The sequence below is a fragment of the Caenimonas sedimenti genome (assembly GCF_007833165.1).
GTDB classification, from domain to species: Bacteria; Pseudomonadota; Gammaproteobacteria; order Burkholderiales; family Burkholderiaceae_C; genus Ramlibacter; species Ramlibacter sedimenti.
The window spans coordinates 48459-67226 of the sequence record NZ_VOBQ01000002.1 but is presented as its reverse complement, the minus strand read 5'-3'; the positions used below and the strand labels follow the sequence as shown (position 1 = coordinate 67226).

General features: G+C 69.5%; 12 protein-coding genes and 1 pseudogene. 10 read left to right on the top strand and 3 right to left on the bottom strand.

Features of this window, described 5'->3' with window-relative positions; all coding sequences use genetic code 11:
• Genes treZ through glgA form a run of 3 tightly spaced genes read left to right on the top strand, consistent with a single transcriptional unit; the run spans position 1 to position 8317 of the window.
• Positions 1-1830, top strand: a complete 1830-nt coding sequence (gene treZ, locus FN976_RS01230) for a malto-oligosyltrehalose trehalohydrolase (protein WP_145890170.1) — start codon at positions 1-3, stop codon at positions 1828-1830.
• Positions 1827-6851, top strand: a complete 5025-nt coding sequence (locus FN976_RS01225; protein WP_186510707.1) for a malto-oligosyltrehalose synthase — start codon at positions 1827-1829, stop codon at positions 6849-6851. Before treZ ends, FN976_RS01225 begins: the two co-directional genes overlap by 4 nt.
• Entirely contained in the window at positions 6848-8317 is a 1470-nt protein-coding gene (gene glgA / locus FN976_RS01220) for a glycogen synthase GlgA (RefSeq protein ID WP_145890166.1), read from the top strand. Before FN976_RS01225 ends, glgA begins: the two co-directional genes overlap by 4 nt.
• Here glgA and FN976_RS01215 read toward each other — a convergent pair.
• Positions 8295-8870, bottom strand: coding sequence for a cysteine hydrolase family protein (locus FN976_RS01215; RefSeq protein WP_145890164.1), 576 nt, complete (start codon positions 8868-8870; stop codon positions 8295-8297). The genes glgA and FN976_RS01215 overlap by 23 nt on opposite strands.
• 290 nt (positions 8871-9160) lie before the next feature.
• On the opposite strand from FN976_RS01215, the gene xth reads away from it, so the two are divergent.
• Together xth and FN976_RS01205 are read left to right on the top strand one after the other, a co-directional pair.
• Positions 9161-9934, top strand: coding sequence for an exodeoxyribonuclease III (xth, locus tag FN976_RS01210; protein WP_145890162.1), 774 nt, complete (start codon positions 9161-9163; stop codon positions 9932-9934).
• On the top strand, positions 9931-10239 hold the full coding sequence (locus FN976_RS01205) for a hypothetical protein (protein WP_145890160.1): 309 nt from the start codon (positions 9931-9933) through the stop codon (positions 10237-10239). The genes xth and FN976_RS01205 overlap by 4 nt, the downstream gene beginning before the upstream one ends.
• Before the next feature lie 183 nt (positions 10240-10422).
• On the opposite strand, the gene FN976_RS01200 is transcribed toward FN976_RS01205, so the two are convergent.
• Complete coding sequence (locus tag FN976_RS01200; RefSeq protein ID WP_145890158.1) at positions 10423-11565, bottom strand: PAS domain-containing sensor histidine kinase; 1143 nt, start codon at positions 11563-11565, stop codon at positions 10423-10425.
• A gap of 191 nt (positions 11566-11756) precedes the next feature.
• Between FN976_RS01200 and FN976_RS01195 the strand changes: the two are divergent.
• From FN976_RS01195 to paoC, 5 genes and pseudogenes are all read left to right on the top strand, one after another.
• Positions 11757-12691 (top strand): annotated as a pseudogene (locus FN976_RS01195) (MBL fold metallo-hydrolase).
• A 259-nt stretch (positions 12692-12950) separates the two neighbouring features.
• Positions 12951-13772 (top strand): alpha/beta fold hydrolase, encoded by an 822-nt coding sequence (locus FN976_RS01190; protein WP_255440029.1) that lies wholly within the window; start codon positions 12951-12953, stop codon positions 13770-13772.
• 122 nt (positions 13773-13894) lie between these two features.
• Positions 13895-14527, top strand: coding sequence for an aldehyde dehydrogenase iron-sulfur subunit PaoA (gene paoA / locus FN976_RS01185; protein WP_145890156.1), 633 nt, complete (start codon positions 13895-13897; stop codon positions 14525-14527).
• A complete protein-coding gene (locus FN976_RS01180) occupies positions 14524-15474 on the top strand; it encodes an FAD binding domain-containing protein (protein ID WP_145890154.1) in 951 nt (316 codons plus the stop codon). The genes paoA and FN976_RS01180 overlap by 4 nt, the downstream gene beginning before the upstream one ends.
• A 2-nt stretch (positions 15475-15476) precedes the next feature.
• Complete coding sequence (gene paoC, locus FN976_RS01175; protein ID WP_145890152.1) at positions 15477-17735, top strand: aldehyde oxidoreductase molybdenum-binding subunit PaoC; 2259 nt, start codon at positions 15477-15479, stop codon at positions 17733-17735.
• A gap of 4 nt (positions 17736-17739) precedes the next feature.
• Here paoC and FN976_RS01170 read toward each other — a convergent pair whose 3' ends face one another.
• The gene (locus FN976_RS01170) at positions 17740-18633 is read right to left on the bottom strand and encodes a LysR family transcriptional regulator (RefSeq protein ID WP_145890150.1); all 894 of its coding nucleotides are present in this window, start codon (positions 18631-18633) and stop codon (positions 17740-17742) included.
• Positions 18634-18768: the final 135 nt, after the last annotated feature.

Below are 18768 nucleotides of genomic sequence, written 5' to 3'. Positions count from 1 at the left end.
GTGCTCCACGCGCACGACATGCCCTTTGGCGCCCGCCTCCTCCCGGGCGGTGGCGCCAGGTGCCGGCTCTGGGCGCCTGCCGCCAAGTCGGCGGAAGTCGCGTGGGGCCGCGCAGCCGGTGCCGTCACGGAACTCGTTCCGGCCCAGCCCGCCGGCGGTGGCTGGTGGGAATGCGACCTGCCGCTCGCGAATGCAGGAGAGCTCTACCAGTGGCGCATCGACGGCGAACTGGCGGTCCCCGACCCGGCTTCGCGCGCGAACCCACAGGGACCGCATGCGCCCAGCCAGTTGGTGGATCCGCTGGATTTCCCGTGGGACGAGGACTGGGCCGGCCGGCCCTGGCACGAGACCGTCCTGTACGAATTGCACCTCGGGACCTTCACCCCCGAGGGCACCTTCCTGGCGGCGGCCGGTCGCTTGCAGGAGCTGGCGGACCTCGGCGTCACGGCCATCGAGCTGATGCCGGTGTCGGCCTTCCCGGGCCGCTTCGGCTGGGGCTACGACGGCGTGCTCCCGTTCGCCCCGCACCCGGCCTACGGAACGCCGGCGGAGCTGAAGTACCTGGTGCAGGCGGCGCACCGCCTGGGCCTGATGGTGTTCATGGACGTGGTCTACAACCACTTCGGGCCGGACGGCAACTACCTCCATGCCTATGCACCGGCCTTCTTCTCGAAGACGGCCAGCAGCCCCTGGGGCGCGGCCATCAACTTCGACGGCCCCGACAGCCAGCGGGTGCGCGAGTTCTTCATCCACAACGCGCTGTACTGGGTGGAGGAGTTCCGCATCGACGGCCTGCGGCTGGACGCCGTGCACGCGATCATCGACACCAGCCGGCCCGACGTGCTGGAGCAGCTGTCGGCCGCGGTCCGCGGAGCCACCGCGGGGCGCCACGTCCACCTGGTCCTCGAGAATGAGAACAACCACTACCACCGCCTGGCACCGGAGCCAATGGCGGAGCGCTACGACGGCCAGTGGAACGACGATTTCCATCACGCGCTGCACGTCGCGCTCACGGGCGAGACGCACGGCTACTACCACGACTACGGCAGCGGGGTCGAACCGCTGGAACTGCTGGGGCGCAGCCTGTCTCACGGGATGGTGTTCGAGGACTCCCGACGCAAGCCGGGCGGCGCGCGCGAAACCGTGGCCCACACGCCGCCCCAGCCGCTCACCGCGCTGGTGAATTTCGCGCACAACCACGACCAGGTGGGCAATCGGGCACGCGGTGAGCGCCTGAGCCAGCTCGTGCCGCCGGCGGCCGCCCTGCTGCCCACCTTGCTGGCGCTGCTCACACCCGCGATCCCGATGCTGTTCCAGGGCGAGGAATGCGGGGCCGAGCAGCCCTTCCTCTATTTCGCGGATTGGGACGGCGAGCTGCGCGATGCCGTGCGGGCGGGCCGCAAGCGCGAGTTCGCCCACGCGGGCGATGACCTCCCGGATCCCTGCAGCGCGGCGACCTTCGAGGCCAGCCGACCGGACTGCGCCAGCGCCACCGGAAGCCGCGGGCGCGCATGGCAAGAGCTCGTGCATTCCGCCCTCGCCGCGCGCGCGCGATGGATCACGCCACGCCAGGCCCTGCTGGACCACGGCAAGCACACGCACCAGCGCGTGGGCGCGACCGGGCTGGCCGTGCAATGGCGCTACACCGACGGACAGATGCTCGCGCTCGAGCTCAACCTCGGGCCCGAGCCGCTGGCCGTTCCCGCCCAGCACCTCGGCCCGGTCGAAGCCGAGACCGTGTTCAGCTACCGCCGGCCCGCCGAGGTCGAAGCGGGCGTCTGGCCCGCCTGGTCGGTCCGCTGGACGCTGGGCACGGAGATCACGCTGTGAGCACGCTCGCCGAGGAAGCATCCCGGCTGGGGGTGGCCGCGAGCTATCACGGCTTCTGGGGCAAGCAGGAGGAAGTGCCGGAGGCCGTGTTGCGGCGCGCGCTCGACGCGATGCGGAATGCATCGCCGGCACCGGAAGCGTTCCCGCCCGTGCTGGTGGTCCGGGTGGGCGACGAGCCGCTCTTGCGCTGGCGCGCCGATGGTGGCTCGCACCGCTGGCAGCTGCTGGCCGAAAGCGATGGCAGCGGCGCCGCGCTGGCCGCCGGCGAAGTCCATGACCATCACGGCGAGTCGCAGATCCAATTGCCAGCCGGCCTCGCACCGGGCTACTACCGGTTGCGCCTCGAGCAGGCCAGCGGGAAAGAATCCCATTGCCTGCTCGCCGTCGCGCCCCGGCAGTGCTGGGTGGCGCCTGCATTGCGCGACGGCGAGCGCTGGTGGGGCTGCACCGTGCAGCTGTACGCGCTGCGCTCCTCGCGCAACTGGGGCATCGGCGACTTCGGCGACCTGCGGCGCCTGGCGGATGCGGCCGCCCACCAGGGCGCATCCTTCCTCGGGCTGAGCCCGCTGCATGCCCTGTTCCCGCACAACCCCGCGATGGCGAGCCCGTACAGCCCGTCCAGCCGCAATGCCCTCAATCCCATCTACCTGGATGTGCAGACGCTGGTGGACCTGAGCGGCTGCGAAGCGGCGCTGCAGAAGGTCGAGTCCGAGCCATTCCAGGAGCTGCTGCGCAACCTGCGCGATGCCGAGCTGGTGGACTATCCGGCCGTCGCCGCGGCGAAGGACGAGGTGCTGCGGCTGCTCTGGGAGCACTTCGAGCGCCACGAGCTCGACCCCGGCCGCTCGCGCGGCGCCCACTTCCTCGCCTTCATGCGGCAGCGTGAACACACGCTCGGCCGGCACGCGCTGTTCGAGGCGCTGCAAGCCCACCTGCATGCCCAGGACGGGAACGTGTGGGGCTGGCCCGCCTGGCCCGAGGCTTACCGCGACCCGGAGGGAGAGGCCGTCCGGATGTTCGCGCGCGACCACGTCTCCGCCGTGCGCTACCGGTACTGGCTGCAATGGCTGGCGGAGCTGCAGCTCGAATCCTGCCAGCGCTACGCGCGCAGCCGCGGCATGGGCATCGGGCTCTACACCGACCTCGCCGTCGGCGTGAACGGCGGTGGCGCGGAAACCTGGATGGACCCCGGCCTGTTCGCCCTCGGCATGCATGCCGGCGCACCGCCCGACCCGCTGAATGCCCTGGGCCAGGACTGGGGGTTGCCCCCCTGGAATCCGCACCGGCTGCAGGCCGCCGCCTACCAGCCCTTCATCGACACCTTGCGCGCCAACATGCGCCATTGCGGCGCATTGCGGCTCGATCACGTGATGTCGCTGATGCGGCTGTTCTGGACCGGACCGGACGGCGGCACCTACGTGAACTACCCGCTCGACGATCTGCTCGCCCTGTTGGCGCTGGAGAGCCACCGCCACGAGTGCATGGTGATCGGGGAGGACCTGGGCAACGTCGCGCCACGCATGCGCGAAGCCATGCGCGAAGGCGACCTGCTGTCGTACCGGCCGCTGCTGTTCGAGCGCGGTGAGGACGGCGGCTTCCGCCCGCCAGCGCAGTGGCAGCCGAAGGCGCTGGCCGTGGTCAGCACGCACGACCTGCCGACGCTGCGCGGCTTCTGGCTGGGCGAGGACATCGAACTGTCCGCCCGGCTGGAGCTCTACCCCGACGCCCAATCGCACGAGGCGCAGGTGATGGCGCGCGCGCAGGACCGCGCGCGGCTCCTGCTGGCCCTGCAGCACGAAGACCTGCTGCCCGAGGGCATTTCGGTGCAGCCGACCTCGCTGCCGGACGCCACGCCGGCTTTCGTCGACGCGGTCTATGCCTACCTCGCGCGCACGCCCTGCTGGCTGGTCGGCGTGCAGCTGGAAGACGTGACGGGCCAGCTGCTGCAGGTCAACGTGCCCGGAACGACGGAAGACCGCTTCCCGAACTGGCGCCGCAAGCTGGCGGTGCCCCTGGAGGCGCTGGCCAGCGACGCACGCTGGTCCTCCGTCGCCGCGGCGCTCCGGGCCGAGCGCGGCGGTGTCCAGCCGGTGGCGCCGGCGGTGACCGAGGTGCCGGCACTGGACACCGCGCTCGTCCCGGGTGCGACCTACCGCGTGCAGTTCCACCAGGGCTGCACGTTCGAGGAAGTGACGCAGGCGGTGCCGTACCTCAAGGCCTTGGGCATCAGCCATCTCTACAGCTCCCCCTACCTGCGCGCGCGGCCCGGCAGCACGCACGGCTACGACATCGTGGACCACAGCCAGGTGAACCCGGAAGTGGGGGACGAGGCGGCCCACGCCAGGCTGTGCGAGGCGCTGCGCAAGCAGGGCCTGGCGCAGATCCTCGACATCGTGCCCAACCACATGGGCGTGCTGGAAGCCGACAACCAGTGGTGGCTCGACGTGCTGGAGCACGGCCGCGCTTCGCCGCACGCGGAGACTTTCGACATCGAGTGGGCGCCGGCCGCCGCGGAGATGGCGGGACGGGTCCTGCTCCCGGTGCTGGGCGACCACTACGGCAAGATCCTCGAAGCCGGCGAGATCCAGCTGCATTTCGATTCCACCACCGGCGAATTCGGCTTGCGCTACTGGAACCACCGCTTCCCGATCGACCCCGCGCACTACCCGCGGATCCTGGAGGCCCTGCCTGCACCGGCGCCGCGGGACGACGGCGAGCGCGACGGACTCGCCCTGGCGGAAGCACTGCTCGATGCGCTGCGCCGCCTGCCGGAGCGCGATGACCCCGACCTGCAGCGGCGCCGCGCGCGCGTGCGCGACAGCGCGATCCACAAGCGGCAGCTCGCGCGGCTGGCCGCGCGCCACAAATGGCTGGCCCGCTGGATCACGGCCTGCCTGGAAGCGTTGAACGGGCACGCGGGCGATGCGGCGAGCTTCGACAAGCTCGACGCATTGATCTCCACCCAGGCCTACCGGCTGGCCGACTGGCGCGTGGCGAGCGACGACGTCAACTACCGGCGCTTCTTCGACGTCAACACGCTGGCGGCTTTGCGCATGGAGCGCCCCGAGGTGTTCGAGGCCACGCACCGCAAGGTGCTGCGCTGGCTGCACGACGGCTGCCTTGCCGGCCTGCGCGTGGACCATCCGGACGGCCTCAGCGACCCGCAGGCCTACTTCGAGCAACTGCAGGCCAGGCACGCCAGCCAGGCCGCGGTCGGGAGCCATCCGCCCCGCGCGCTCTACCTGCTCGTGGAAAAGATCCAGGCCGAGCACGAGCCCTTGCCCGAAAGCTGGCCCGTGCACGGCGACACGGGCTATCGCTTCGCCAGCCTGGCGCACGGGCTTTTCGTCCATGCCGGCAACAAGTCGGCCCTGGTCGATGCGTACCAGGCCTTCAGCGGCGAGCCGGTGGATTTCGACGAGATCACGTGGCGCTGCAAGAAGCACATCATCGAGACTTCGCTGTTCAGCGAACTGAACTGGCTGGCGCACGCCGCCTACGAACTCACGCGCGCCTGCCGGCGCCGCTGCGACTTCACGCGCAACCGGCTGCTGGTGGCGCTGGCGGAGTTGGCGGGCGCCTTCCCCGTCTACCGCACGTACCTGCGCGTCGGTGAGCCGGCCTCCGCCATGGACCGGCAGCACATCGACTGGGCCGTGGCCTCGGCGAAACGGCGGCTCGGCGGCGCCGAAGCCAGCGTGCTGGACCACCTGCGCGAGATCCTGCTGGGGGAGGGCGAAGGCGAAGCCATGCCCGCCGCGCAGCGCGCGCGCTTCCTGGCGCGCTGGCAGCAGTTCACGGCCCCCGTCATGGCGAAGGCGGTCGAGGACACCGCGTTCTACCGCTACCTGCCACTCGTGTCGCTCAATGACGTCGGCGGCGACCCGCGCAGCTTCGGGATCTCGGTGGCCGCCTTCCATGCGGCCAACCAGAACCGGCAAAGGCATCGTCCGCATTGCATGCTGGCCAGTTCGACGCACGACACCAAGCGTTCGGAAGACGTGCGCGCCCGCATCGCGGTGCTGTCCGAACTGCCGGCGCAGTGGGAGGACTTCCTGCTGCGCGTCAGCGGCTGGGGCGAGCTGTACCTGACGCGCACCGACACGCGATCCCTCCCGGACGGCAATGCCATCTGGCTGCTGTTCCAGACGCTGGTCGGCGTCTGGCCGGCCATCGCACCGGAGGAGGCGGAGCTCGAGTCGCTGCGCAAGCGCGTCCAGGAGTACATGCGCAAGGCCGTGCGCGAGGCGAAGCTGCACACCAACTGGGTCTGCCCGGACGCCGAGTATGAGGGCGCACTCGAGCGCTATGTCGACGGCGTCATCAAGGCGCCCTTCACCGACGAGATCCAGAAGTTCGTGGACCGCATCGCGCCCTTCGGCTTCCGCAACAGCCTGGCGCAACTGGCGCTCAAGTGCACGGCCCCGGGCGTGCCGGACATCTACCAGGGCTGCGAGCAATGGAACTTCAGCCTGGTCGATCCCGACAACCGCAGGCCGGTCCATTTCCAGCGGCTCGCCGGGGATCTGCAGGCGGTCCGGGCGCTGTACGAGCCAGGCTGGCCCACACCTTCCGCCTGGGACGACCTCCAGCACCGCGCGGCCGACGGCCGTGTGAAGCTGCTGGCGACTTGGCGCCTGCTGCAACTGCGGCGGTCGCTGCAGGGACTGTTCCGCGACGGCCAGTACCACGCCATCGCCGCGGAAGGCGGGGCTTCGGACCATGTGATGGCCTACGCCCGGCTGCATGAAGGCCAGGCCGTGCTGGTGATCGCCGTCCGCCTGGGCTACACGCTGTGCGATGGCGACGTCGCACGCTGGACCCCGCGCCTGTGGGATGGCACCGCGCTGCGCTGGCCGGCGGACGCCGGGGGGCTGCGCCGGTTCGGCGCCTGGCGCAACTGGCTGACGGGCCACGTCGTGGCATCCGGCAGCGACGACGGATTGCCATTGCAAGACGTGTTCACGGCGGCCGGCGGCCTCCCGTTCGCCGTGCTGGTGGCCGAGGGAGAACGCGCATGAAGATCCTGTTCGCCACGCCCGAATGCGCGCCGTACGTCAAGACCGGGGGCCTCGGCGATGTCAGTGCCGCGCTGCCCGCGGCGCTGGCAGCGCAGGGGCACGACGTGCGCCTGCTGATCCCGGCCTACAGTGGCATGAAGGCCGCGGGCGAACTGGGGGACGCGGTGGAGATCCCGGCGCACGGCGCCTGGCCCGCCGCCCAACTCGTCCCGATGCGGCTGGAAAGCGGCGTGACGCTGCTGCTGCTCACCTGCCCCGTGCTGTTCCAGCGGCCGGGCGGGCCGTATGTCGACGCCGCTGGCCGCGACTACCAGGACAACGCATTGCGCTTCGGGCTGCTGAGCCGCGTAGCGGCGCTGATCGGCACCACGCGTTCACCTTGCCCCGGCTGGCAGGCCGACATCGTGCATGCGAACGACTGGCCAACGGCCCTGGCACCCCTCTACCTGGCGCAGATGCGCGCACTGGCGCCCGGGGAGTCCGTCGCGGGCTCGGTGCTCACCATCCACAACCTCGCGTACCAGGGTGTGTTCCCCATGGAGACCGCCGATCCTCTGGGCATCCCGCCATTCTGGCGCGGCATCGACGGCGTGGAGTTCTGGGGCCAGCTGTCGATGCTGAAGGGCGGCCTGCAGTTCGCCAACGCGATCACGACGGTCAGCCCCAGTTACGCGATGGAGATCCAGACGGAAGCCTTCGGTGCCGGGCTCGACGGCGTGCTGCGGGCCCACGCCAGCCGGCTGCACGGCATCCTGAACGGCATCGACCCGCAGGTCTGGGACCCGGCGAACGACCTCCTGCTGCCCCACCGGTACGGCCGCGGCAACCTGCACGGCAAGGCCATGTGCAAAGTGGCCCTGCAGCAGCGCTGTGGCCTGGCCCCGCAAAGCACGGCCATGCTGTTCGGCGTGGTGAGCCGGCTCACGGAACAAAAGGGCATCGACCTCGTGCTCGACGCCTTGCCGCGGCTGATCGCTAGCGGCGGCCAGCTCGCGGTGCTGGGCCAGGGCGAGCCGGCGCTGCAGGAGGCGCTGCGCGCGGCGGCCGCGCAACATCCCGGGCAGGTGAGCGTGAAACTCGGGTTCGACGAGGGCATCGCCCACCTCATCGAGGCGGGAGCCGACGCCTTCCTGATGCCCTCGCGCTTCGAGCCTTGCGGCCTGAACCAGATGTACAGCCAGGCGTATGGCACACCGCCCATCGTGGCGCCGGTCGGCGGCCTGCTGGACTCGGTCACCGACGCCACCAGTGATCCCGTGCATGGCACAGGCTTCGTCATGCGCTCGACGGACGCCGACGCGCTGGCCGACGCCATTGACCGCGCCGTCACGGCTTGGCGCGAACCGTTGCGCTGGAAGAAACTGCAGGCCAACGGCATGGCGCGCGATTTCTCGTGGGGCAAGAGCGTGGCGCGCTATGCCGAGATCTATGCCACGGCGGCCGTCAGGCCGGCTTCGCCCGCATGATCGCTTCCCAGGGCCGGACGTCGCATTTCAGGATCTCGCGCATGTAGGCCAACGCGGTGGCCTTCTTCACCTCGGACTCGGCCGCCGTGCAATCCGCGGGCACGGCCGTGCGGTAGCCGCGCAGCAGCGCGTCGCCGGCGGTGAGCTGCACGCAGATGTCGGTGGCCAGCCCGGCGATCACCAGCGAGCGTGCACCCATCTTGTCGAGGACGATCTCCAGCGGCGAGCCGAAGAAGGCGGAATGCATCGGCTTCAGGATCGTCAGGTCGCCCTTCTTCGGGCGCAGCAGCTTGACGATCTGCGCGGCCGTCCCACCGCGGCGCTCCAGTTGCCGGACCATGCTGGTGAAGTCCGAGCGCCAGACCCCGAAGTTGTCGTTGGCGTAGAGCACGGGCAAGCCGGCCCCGCGCGCGGCACGGGCAAGCCGCGCGGTGGCTTGCGCCGCCTCCAGGGCCGGCGCCGCGAGGTCCTCGGCACCGGGAAAATCCAGCGGGTTGATGAAATCGACGAGCAGCAGCACCCGGCGGCTCTTGGGCAGGTCGGAATCAACCACAGTCCCTCCACTGCATGGTGACGGTGGAATCGCTCAGGATCAGTGCATGGGGGGCGGACAGTTCAGACATGCAGTGGTCCATACGTCTTTGGCTGTGACGATCATGAAGCCAGCCGGGCCGCCGCGTCCCGATGCCGCCCCGACGCCCGGCGTCGGCGGATGCTTGCGCCGAGCTTCGGCGCGCAGCTCGGCGCAAGGCGGCGCGCACGGGACCATGCGCCAACCAGCACTGGGCAAAGACGTGGAACTGAAGCCACGCGAAGAAGCGGCAGCTGTCCAATCGCTGCAGCTTGAAGATCGCAACCTACAACGTCAATGGGGTGAACGGCCGGTTGCCGCGCCTGCTGGAATGGCTGGACGAGACGCGGCCGGACATCGCCTGCCTGCAGGAAACCAAGACCGACGACAGCCGTTTCCCGGCCGCCGCCATCGAAGCCGCGGGGTATGGCGCCGTGTGGCATGGGATGCCCAGGCACCACGGTGTCGCCGTCCTCGCGCGTGGCCATCCACCGGCGGAAATCCGCCGCGGCCTGCCCGGCGACGATGCCGACAGCCAGGCCCGCTATCTCGAAGCGGAAACGCAAGGCGTGCGCGTGGCGTCCGTCTACCTGCCGAACGGCAACCCGCAACCCGGCCCCAAGTTCGACGACAAGCTCGCGTGGTTCGAACGGCTGATCGCCCACGCGGCGGACCTCGTCTCCTCCAACGCGCCAGTGGTCCTGGCGGGAGACTTCAACGTGGTTCCAACCAACGCCGATATCTACAACGCGTGGTTGTGGCGCTTCGATGCGGTGCTGCAACCGGAAACGCGCGCCCGCCACCAGCGCCTCCTCGCGCAGGGCTGGGCCGACGCCACCCGGCAGCTGCATCCCGCCGAACGCATCTATTCCTTCTGGGTCAACGCCGACGCATTCCGCCGAAACGCGGGGTTCCGGATGGACTTCCTGCTCCTGAATCCGGCCGCGACGGCGATGCTCGCCGATTCCGGGGTGGACACCGCCCATCGCGGACGCGAGAAGCCCAGCGATCACGCGCCCGTCTGGGCCGAGTTGCGCACGCCATGAACCTCATCCAGATCCTCCTGCCGGTCTACGACAACGCGGGGAAGGCCCTCGATCGCGCGCTCTACGCCAAGGTCCGCGAGGAACTGATCAGCGAGTTCGGCGGCCTCACCACCTATTCGCGAGCGCCCGCGACCGGGCTGTGGGCAGAGACCCGCGATGAAGTGGTCAAGGACGACATCGTGGTCTATGAAGTCATGGTCCCGGCACTCGACCGCGGCTGGTGGGCACGCTACCGGCGGCGGCTGGAAACGCGCTTCGCGCAGGAGGAAGTGGTGATCCGCGCCATGGCGGTGGAAAAGCTCTGAGCGATTCCAGCGCCGGCTAGGAGCCTGGGCGGCAGAGAAACGGGCCTGCGCCGGCACCTGAATCAGCGCCAGGCCAGGCGCGGCCGACGCCGTGTGCTTTCGCACTCAAGGAGGCCGTAACGACGCATGGCGCTGATTCAGGCCTCGGCCCAACGCAGGCCCGTTACTCTGCCGCCCAGGCTCCTAGATGCTGCTCCCCTTCCCATTCTCCGCGGAAGGATGGGGGCCTCTTCGCGGGAGCCGGATCATGAACTCGGCGCCTTTGCCGATGCCGCTGCTACGCGCCTGTGCCATGCCGCCGTGGAGTTCCGCGATCTGGCTCACGATGGCCAGGCCGACGCCCAGGCCTCCCGGCGCCACATCCTTGGCCCGCGGCTCCTGGGTGAACAGCTCGAAGATGCGCTTCAGCGCATCGGGCGCGATGCCGATGCCGGTGTCCTGCACGCGAACGATGATGTTGTCCGCTTCCAGGATCGCCTTCACCCAGACGCAGCCGTCCTTCTGCGTGTATTTGATTGCATTGCCCAGCAGGTTGCCGACCGCCTGGCGGACGCGATCGGCATCGGCCACCAGCAGGAGCGGCTGGTCGGGCACGAGGCACTCCAGGTGCACGCCCTTGGCCCTGGCCCGCTCCAGCTGGCCGCTGGCCTCCTCCTCCACCAGCGCACGGATGTCGAATTCGGACAGCCGCAGCTCCAGCTTCCTGTGTTTCAGGCGCGAGACGTCCATCAGGTCGCCGGCAATGCGCTCCAGCAGCTGGACCTGGTTGCTGATCACGCGTGCCGCCTTCTGCACCTGCGCGTCCGCGCTCCCGTGCTGGATGATTGCCACGGAGTTCAGGATGGGAGCCAGCGGGTTGCGCAGCTCATGCCCCAGCGTTTCCAGGAAGCGCCGGGTCCGCTCCATCGCGTTCTCCACGGCCTCGAGCTGGTTCGAGCGGTTCTCCGCGTTCATCCGGAGATCCGTGCGGTCACGCATGATCTTCAGGAAGCCGCACAGCGCGCCGGACTCCTCGCGCACGGCCGTCACGGTTCCCGAGATCCAGATCCGCGTCCCGTCGGCTCGCACGTGCCACCGGTCATCCTGCGCATAGCTGTCGCGCCGGGCGACTTCCAGTTCGAAGTGGTCCAGCCCGAGCTCGATGTCTTCGGGAACGAACAACGTCGACGTGTGGCAGCCGACGATTTCGCGTTCGCGGTAGCCGAAGATCTCCTCTGCGCCTCCCAGCCAGCCGACGATGGTCTCCTTGGGGTCGATCAGCACGATGGCGTAGTCCCTCATGCTGGGAAGCGCCCGATCGAGGATCCGTTGTGCTTCGGGGGTCATGGCTGGCGTGTGATGGAAACGATGGAAACGTGGCCCCACCCTAGCTGGGGCCGGCACCACTGCTTGTCGGCGGATGGCGATTGCGATGCAGGAGAGCTCATCGGCGCGCGCTCGTCGCAGGAGCGCGGATGACGCGGCCGATGCCTGCCGCCTACATGGGATGCCAGGTGGGGCCCGCCCAATCCACTTCCATGCGCATCCATCACCTGAACTGCATCTCGAGCTGCCCGCTCGGCGGCCACCTCATGGATGGGCGCAGCGCCAGCATCCTCCAGCGGGGCAAGCTTTGCTGCCATTGCCTGGCGATCGAAACCAGCGCCGGCCTGGTGCTGGTCGACACCGGCTTCGGCCTGCGCGACATGCGGAACCGAAGCGCTTGAGCGCGTTCTTCCTGGCCATGCTCAGCCCGGACTTCCGGGAAGAGATGACGGCCATCCGGCAGATCGAGCGGCTCGGCTTCCGGGCGGCCGACGTGCGCCACATCGTGCTCACGCACCTGGACTTCGACCATGCCGGCGGCCTCGACGATTTTCCCCTCGCCCGGGTCCACATGCTGCGGCGCGAGCGGGACGAAGCGGCCGCCCAAAGGACCTGGCTGGACCGGCAGCGCTTTCGCCCGCAGCAGTGGGGCACGCACGACAACTGGACGGTCTATCCCTCGCTGCAAGGTGAGCGCTGGTTCGGCTTCGATTCGGTGCGTGGCCTCGAAGGGCTGCCGCCCGAAATCCTGCTGGTGCCGCTGCCGGGCCACACGCACGGCCATGCGGGTATCGCCGTTGAAGGCGAGCATGGCTCCTGGATCTTGCTCACCGGCGATGCCTACTTCTACCACCGCGAAATGGACGTCGAACGACCCTGGTGCACGCCGGGCCTGCGCTTCTACCAGACGCTGATGGAGAAGGACCGCGCGCTGCGGTTGCGGAACCAGGACCGGCTGCGCGCCCTGCGCCGCGAGCACAGCATGGTCGAGATCTTCTGCTCGCACGATCCGCACGAGTTCGAGCGCTTGAGCGGACGCACGCTGGACACACCCGTATCGCCCGCTCAAGCGGGCGGGTCCGGGAGTTTGCCCCGCGCCGCTTCGAGCTCCCAGGGGCTGTCCTCGACATTGGGCCCGTCGGGGTAAGCGTCGGCGCCGGCGGTCACGCCGCTTTTGGGCTCGGCGCCGGGCACACCCGCCGGCACGGGCGGCGCAGCCGGCGCCGTCACGGACTCGGGCCCGGCTGCGGGTTCCGCGTTGCCGCTGCACGGTTGCTGCTGGGGGTTCGTTTTCATGCCGCTCATTCTTGGGGTCCGTGTACGAATCCTCTGGCCGGAAAAGCGGACACGCCGCACCCGCGAAAGTCCTGCGACGAGCAAGCGGCCGGATTGCGCCACACTCCGGCATGCCCGACAACGACCACAACGACTCCAGCGCGACCATGCGCATCGGCGGCTGCGCCATCCACATCGAGGGCGCGGGTCCAGAGACCCTGCTGATGCTCCATGGCTGGCCGGACACGCACGCGCTGTGGGATGGGACCGTGGAGGTGCTGCGCGACAGCTTCCGGTGTGCGCGATTCACCTGGCCGGGCTTCGAGCCGGGCAGCCCGAGGACCCTGCCCCAACTCGACGACATCCTCGCTTTGCTGCTGGAAGTGGTGGACGCCCTCTGCCCCGGCGGCAAAGTGACCCTGGTCCTGCACGACTGGGGCTGCATCTTCGGCTACCAGTTCGCCATGCGGCACCCGGAACGCGTCGAGCGCATCATCGGCGTGGACATCGGCGACGTGGCCTCCCTCGTGCGCGAACTGGACGGGCGCGGCAAGCTGGCCATTGCGGCCTATCAGGTGTGGCTGTCGGCCGCGTGGAAGATGGGTGGCGCGCTGGGCGACTGGATGACGCGCAGCATGGCGCGTTGGCTGCGCGCGCCCGCGCCGGCTTCAACGCTCCACTGGCAGATGAACTGGCCGTACTACCTGACCTGGTTCGGCGGCAAGGCCGCGCTGCCCAGGCACAGTGTTCCGTTCCACCCCAGTTGCCCCATGCTCTTCATTCACGGCAGGCGCAAACACGTCCGTTTCCACTCGCGCTCGTGGGCGGCCGCGCTGGCCGAACAACCAGGAAACCGCGTCGAGGCTTTCGACACCGGGCACTGGGTGATGGTGCAGGCGCCGGCACGCTTCCACCAGGTCGTGCGGGACTGGTTGCTGCAGCGATCCGGCTGACGACTCCGCGGGGAACTGCCGCGCTGCATTCATGAACCCCGTTCATCACGCCATGCCGTAGCCACGCCGCACGCGCCGGCGTGGCGGCATAGATTCCAGGGTCGAAATCAAAGGGACCCTGCATGGACGACATCGCATCGAACCTGGCGCTCACGCGGCGCGACCTGCTGCTGGCTGGAGCGGCTTCCGCCGCGACCGCTGCGGCACCGGATGCGCAGGCCCAACCCACAGGCGGCGCCGTGGCGCTGGCGAAAGTCAGCCTCAACGTCAACGGCCGAGTTCACGCACTCGAGCTCGACACACGCACCACGCTGCTGGATGCCCTGCGCGAGCAGTTGCACCTGACCGGCAGCAAGAAGGGCTGCGACCAGGGCCAATGCGGCGCCTGCACCGTTCTCGTGGATGGCCGGCGCGTCACGTCCTGCCTGACGCTGGCGGTCATGCAGCAGGGCCACAAGGTCACGACCATCGAGGGGTTGGGCACGCCGGGCAAGCTGCATCCGATGCAGCGAGCCTTCGTCAAGCATGATGGCTACCAATGCGGCTTCTGCACGCCTGGGCAGATCTGCTCGGCCGTCGGGATGCTGGCGGAGCTGAAGGCGGGCGTCCCCAGCCACGTCACCGGCGACCTGACCCGGCGGCCGCAGCCGACCGACGCCGAATTCCGCGAACGCATGAGCGGCAACATCTGCCGCTGCGGCGCCTATTCCAACATCCAGGAAGCGATCGTCGAAGTGGCGGGGGTGAAGCGATGAAACCCTTCACCTACGAACGCGCGCGGACACCAGCGGAAGCCGCCGCGGCGGCGGCGCGCGTGCCGGGCGCCAAGTTCATCGCCGGCGGCACCAACCTGCTCGACCTGATGAAGCTGCAGATCGAGACACCGGCGCACCTGGTCGACGTGAACGACCTGGCCCTCCAACGCATCGAGAAGACGCGGGACGGCGGCCTGCGCATCGGCGCTCTCGTGCGCAACACGGACCTCGCAGCGGACGCCGCCGTGCGGCGCGACTACGGCGTGTTGTCGCGCGCCCTGCTGGCCGGCGCCTCCGGGCAACTGCGCAACCAGGCCACGACCGCCGGCAACCTGCTGCAGCGCACGCGCTGCCCCTATTTCTACGACACGAACCTGCCGTGCAACAAGCGCGTGCCGGGCAGCGGCTGTTCCGCCATCGGCGGCTACAGCCGGCACCACGCCGTGGTCGGCGCCAGCGACGCCTGCATCGCCACCCACCCCAGCGACATGGCGGTGGCGCTGCGCGCGCTCGACGCCACCGTGGAAACCGTGAGCCCGACCGGCGCGACCCGCACCATCCCGATCGCCGACTTCCATCGGCTGCCCGGCACCACCCCGCACCTTGAAACGGCGCTGGAGCCTGGCGAGCTGATCACGGCCGTGACCCTGCCCCGGCCCATTGGTGGCACGCAGATCTATCGCAAGGTGCGCGACCGCGCGTCGTATGCCTTTGCGCTGGTGTCCGTGGCGGCGATCGTGCAGCGCGACGGCTCCGGCCGCGTCGCACTCGGCGGCGTCGCCCACAAGCCCTGGCGGGTGGAAGCGGCGGAGCGGGAGATGCCACGCGGCGCCGGGCCGGTCGCCGCCGCACTGCTGGCCGACGCACGCACCACCCACGACAACGCGTTCAAGCTGCCGCTGGTGCAACGCACCCTGGCCTCGGTGCTCTCGGAAGCGAAGGCCTGACCATGAAATTCGACACCCCAGCCACCAGCAACCCCATCGACCAGCTCAAGGTGGTCGGCAAGGCGGTCGACCGCGTCGACGGGCCGCTCAAGACCACCGGGACGGCCGCGTATGCGAACGATCGCCACGACGTCGCGGCCAACCAGGCGCACGGCTACATCGTCGGCGCGGCCATCGCCAAGGGACGCATCGTTTCCATGGACTTGACGTCGGCCCGGGCCGCGCCAGGCGTGCTCGCCATCGTGACGGCGGAGAACGCCGGCAAGCTCGGCAAGGGCACCTTCAACACCGCCCATCTGCTCGGCGGCCCGGACATCCAGCACTACCACCAGGCGGTGGCGGTGGTCGTGGCCGAGACCTTCGAACAGGCCCGCGCGGCGGCTCACCTGGTGCGTGTCGAGTACGCGCGCGCCCAGGGCGTCTACGACCTCGCGGCGGCGACGGATTCGGCCAAGCCGGTGGAGAGCAACGGTGCCGCCGCGGAAACCGCGGTCGGCGACTTCACGGTCAACTTCGCGCAGGCCCCGGTGCAACTCGATGCCAGTTACAGCACCGCGGACGAATCGCATTCGATGATCGAGCCGTTCGCGAGTGTCGCTGCCTGGAACGGCGACCAGCTCACGCTCTGGACCGCCAACCAGATGATCGCGTGGACCGCGGCGGACGCCGCCAAGACGCTCGGGATCCCCGCAGACAAGGTGCGCGTGGCATCCCCCTTCATCGGCGGCGGCTTCGGCGCCAAGCTCTGGCTGCGTGCCGATGCGCTGCTCGCGGCCCTCGGCGCGCGCGCGGCCCGGCGCCCCGTCCGCGTCGCCATGCCGCGTGCCCTGATCCCCAACAACACGGTGCACCGCGCCGCAACCATCCAGCGCATCCGCATCGGCGCCGATCGCGACGGCAAGATCACGGCGATCGCGCACGAGAGCTGGTCGGGCAACCTGCCGGAGGGCGGCCCGGAAGCGGCGGCGATCCAGACCCGTTCCCTCTACGCCGGCCCGCATCGCATGACGGCGAACCGGATCAGCGTGCTGGACCTGCCCGAAGCCAACGCCATGCGCGCGCCGAACGAGGCGCCGGGCCTGGCCGCCCTGGAAATCGCGATGGACGAGATGGCGGAGAAGCTGGGCATGGACCCGGTGGCCTTCCGCATCGCCAACGACACGCAGGTGGTGCCCGACAACCCGGCCAAGCCGGCCTCGAACGATCCGCAGTCCAAGGCACCCACCGAGAAGCACAACCCGCATCCGCCCTTCTCGCAGCGGCAACTGGTCGAGTGCTTCCGGCTCGGCGCCCGGCGCTTCGGCTGGGACAAGCGCAATCCGCTGCCTGGGCGCGTGCGTGACGGCCGGTGGCTGGTCGGCCTGGGCGTGGCGGCGGCGATCCGCGACAACCTGGTGATGAAGTCCGGCGCGCGCGTGCGCCTCGACCGGCGCGGCTTCGTGACCGTCGAAAGCGACATGACGGACATCGGCACCGGCAGCTACACCGTGATCGCCCAGACGGCGGCGGAGATGATGGGCGTGCGGCTCGAACGGGTCGTCGTGAAACTGGGCGACTCCACCTATCCGATCTCGTGCGGCTCCGGTGGCCAATGGGGCGGCAACAGTTCGACCGCCGGCGTCTATGCGGCGTGCATGAAGCTGCGGGAAGCCGTCGCGCAGAAGGCAGGGTTGGCCGTCGGCACTGCCGTGTTCGCCAATGGCCAGATCCGCGCGGGATCGCGCAGCATCCCGCTCGGCGAAGTGGCGGGCGATCAGGGAATCGTCGCGGAAGATGCCATCGAGTTCGGCGACCTCAACAAACAATTCCAGCAGGCGACCTTCGGCGCGCATTTCGTGGAGGTCGGCGTCGACGCCGCCACGGGCGAGACGCGGGTGCGCCGCATGCTGGCCGTCTGCGCGGCCGGGCGCATCCTGAACCCCAAGACGGCGCGCAGCCAGGTGATCGGCGGCATGACGATGGGGGTGGGTGCGGCGCTGATGGAGGAGCTCGCCGTGGACAAGCGGCTCGGCCTGTTCGTGAACCACGACCTGGCTGGCTACGAGGTGCCGGTGCACGCCGACATCCCGCACCAGGAAGTGATCTTCCTGGACGAGGTGGACCCCACCTCGTCGCCGATGAAGGCCAAGGGCGTCGGGGAACTCGGCATCTGCGGGGCGGCCGCGGCCGTGGCCAACGCGGTCTACAACGCCACGGGCGTGCGGGTGCGCGACTATCCGATCACGCTGGACAAGCTGCTCAAGGGCCTGCCCGCGATCTGAACCGCTAGGCCCGGTGGCGGATCGCCTCGATCACGATCCGCAAGGCCCGCGAGGAATTGCGGTGGCTGGGGTAGTAGGCATGCAGTCCGGCAAAGGGCGGGCAGGCCTCGTCCAGCACCCGTCGCAGGCGGCCGGCTTCCACGTGCGGCTGTGTCAGTTCCTCCGGCAGGAAGGCCAGGCCGTAGCCGCTGAGCGCGGCATTGAGCAGCTGGTAGGCGCCGTTGACGATGATCTGCCCGCTCACCTTGGCATCCACCTTGCGGCCGTCGTCGAGCAGTTCCCACGCATAGAGACCGCCGGACGACGAGAGCCGGATGGTGATGCAGTTGTGCCGCGCCAGGTCGCGCACACAGGTGGGCACCTTGTGGGTCTCGAAGTAGCGCGGCGAGGCCACGATGGTCATCGGCACCTCCGGCGTCAGGCGCACCGCGACCATGTCCTTCTGCACCTGGTCGCCGTAGCGCACGCCGATGTCGAAGCGTTCAGCGGCGATGTCGACCATGCGGTAGTCGGCGCTCAGCTCGAGGCGCAGATCCGGGTACTCTGCGATCACGGGTGCCAGCCGGGGCCACAGCACCGAATCGATGACATGGTCGATCGCCGTGATGCGGATCGCCCCCATGGCCTTCTCGCCGAGTTCGCTGACGGCGGCGATCTCGGCCTCGATCTCCTCCAGCCGCGGCCGCACCGTCTGCAGCAGCCGCTCGCCCGCATCCGTTGGCGAGACGCTGCGCGTGGTGCGCGACAGCAGCCGCACCCCCATGCGTGTTTCGAGGGCTCGAATGGTGTGGCTCAAGGCGGACTGCGAGACCCCGAGCTTGCCGGCCGCGCGGGTGAAGCTGCGCTCCTGGGCGACGGCCAGGAAGGCGAGGAGGTCGTTGATGTTTTCGCGAGGCATGGGAGCGTGTGGCAGGTCCATTCTATGCATGGGTTGCATTGATGTGGACAGCTCATAAGCGCTTGCGGCCATCGCGCGTTCATCCGGTTCGGGCGCGCCTACCATCCATCGCATGATGATGACGAACCGATGGAA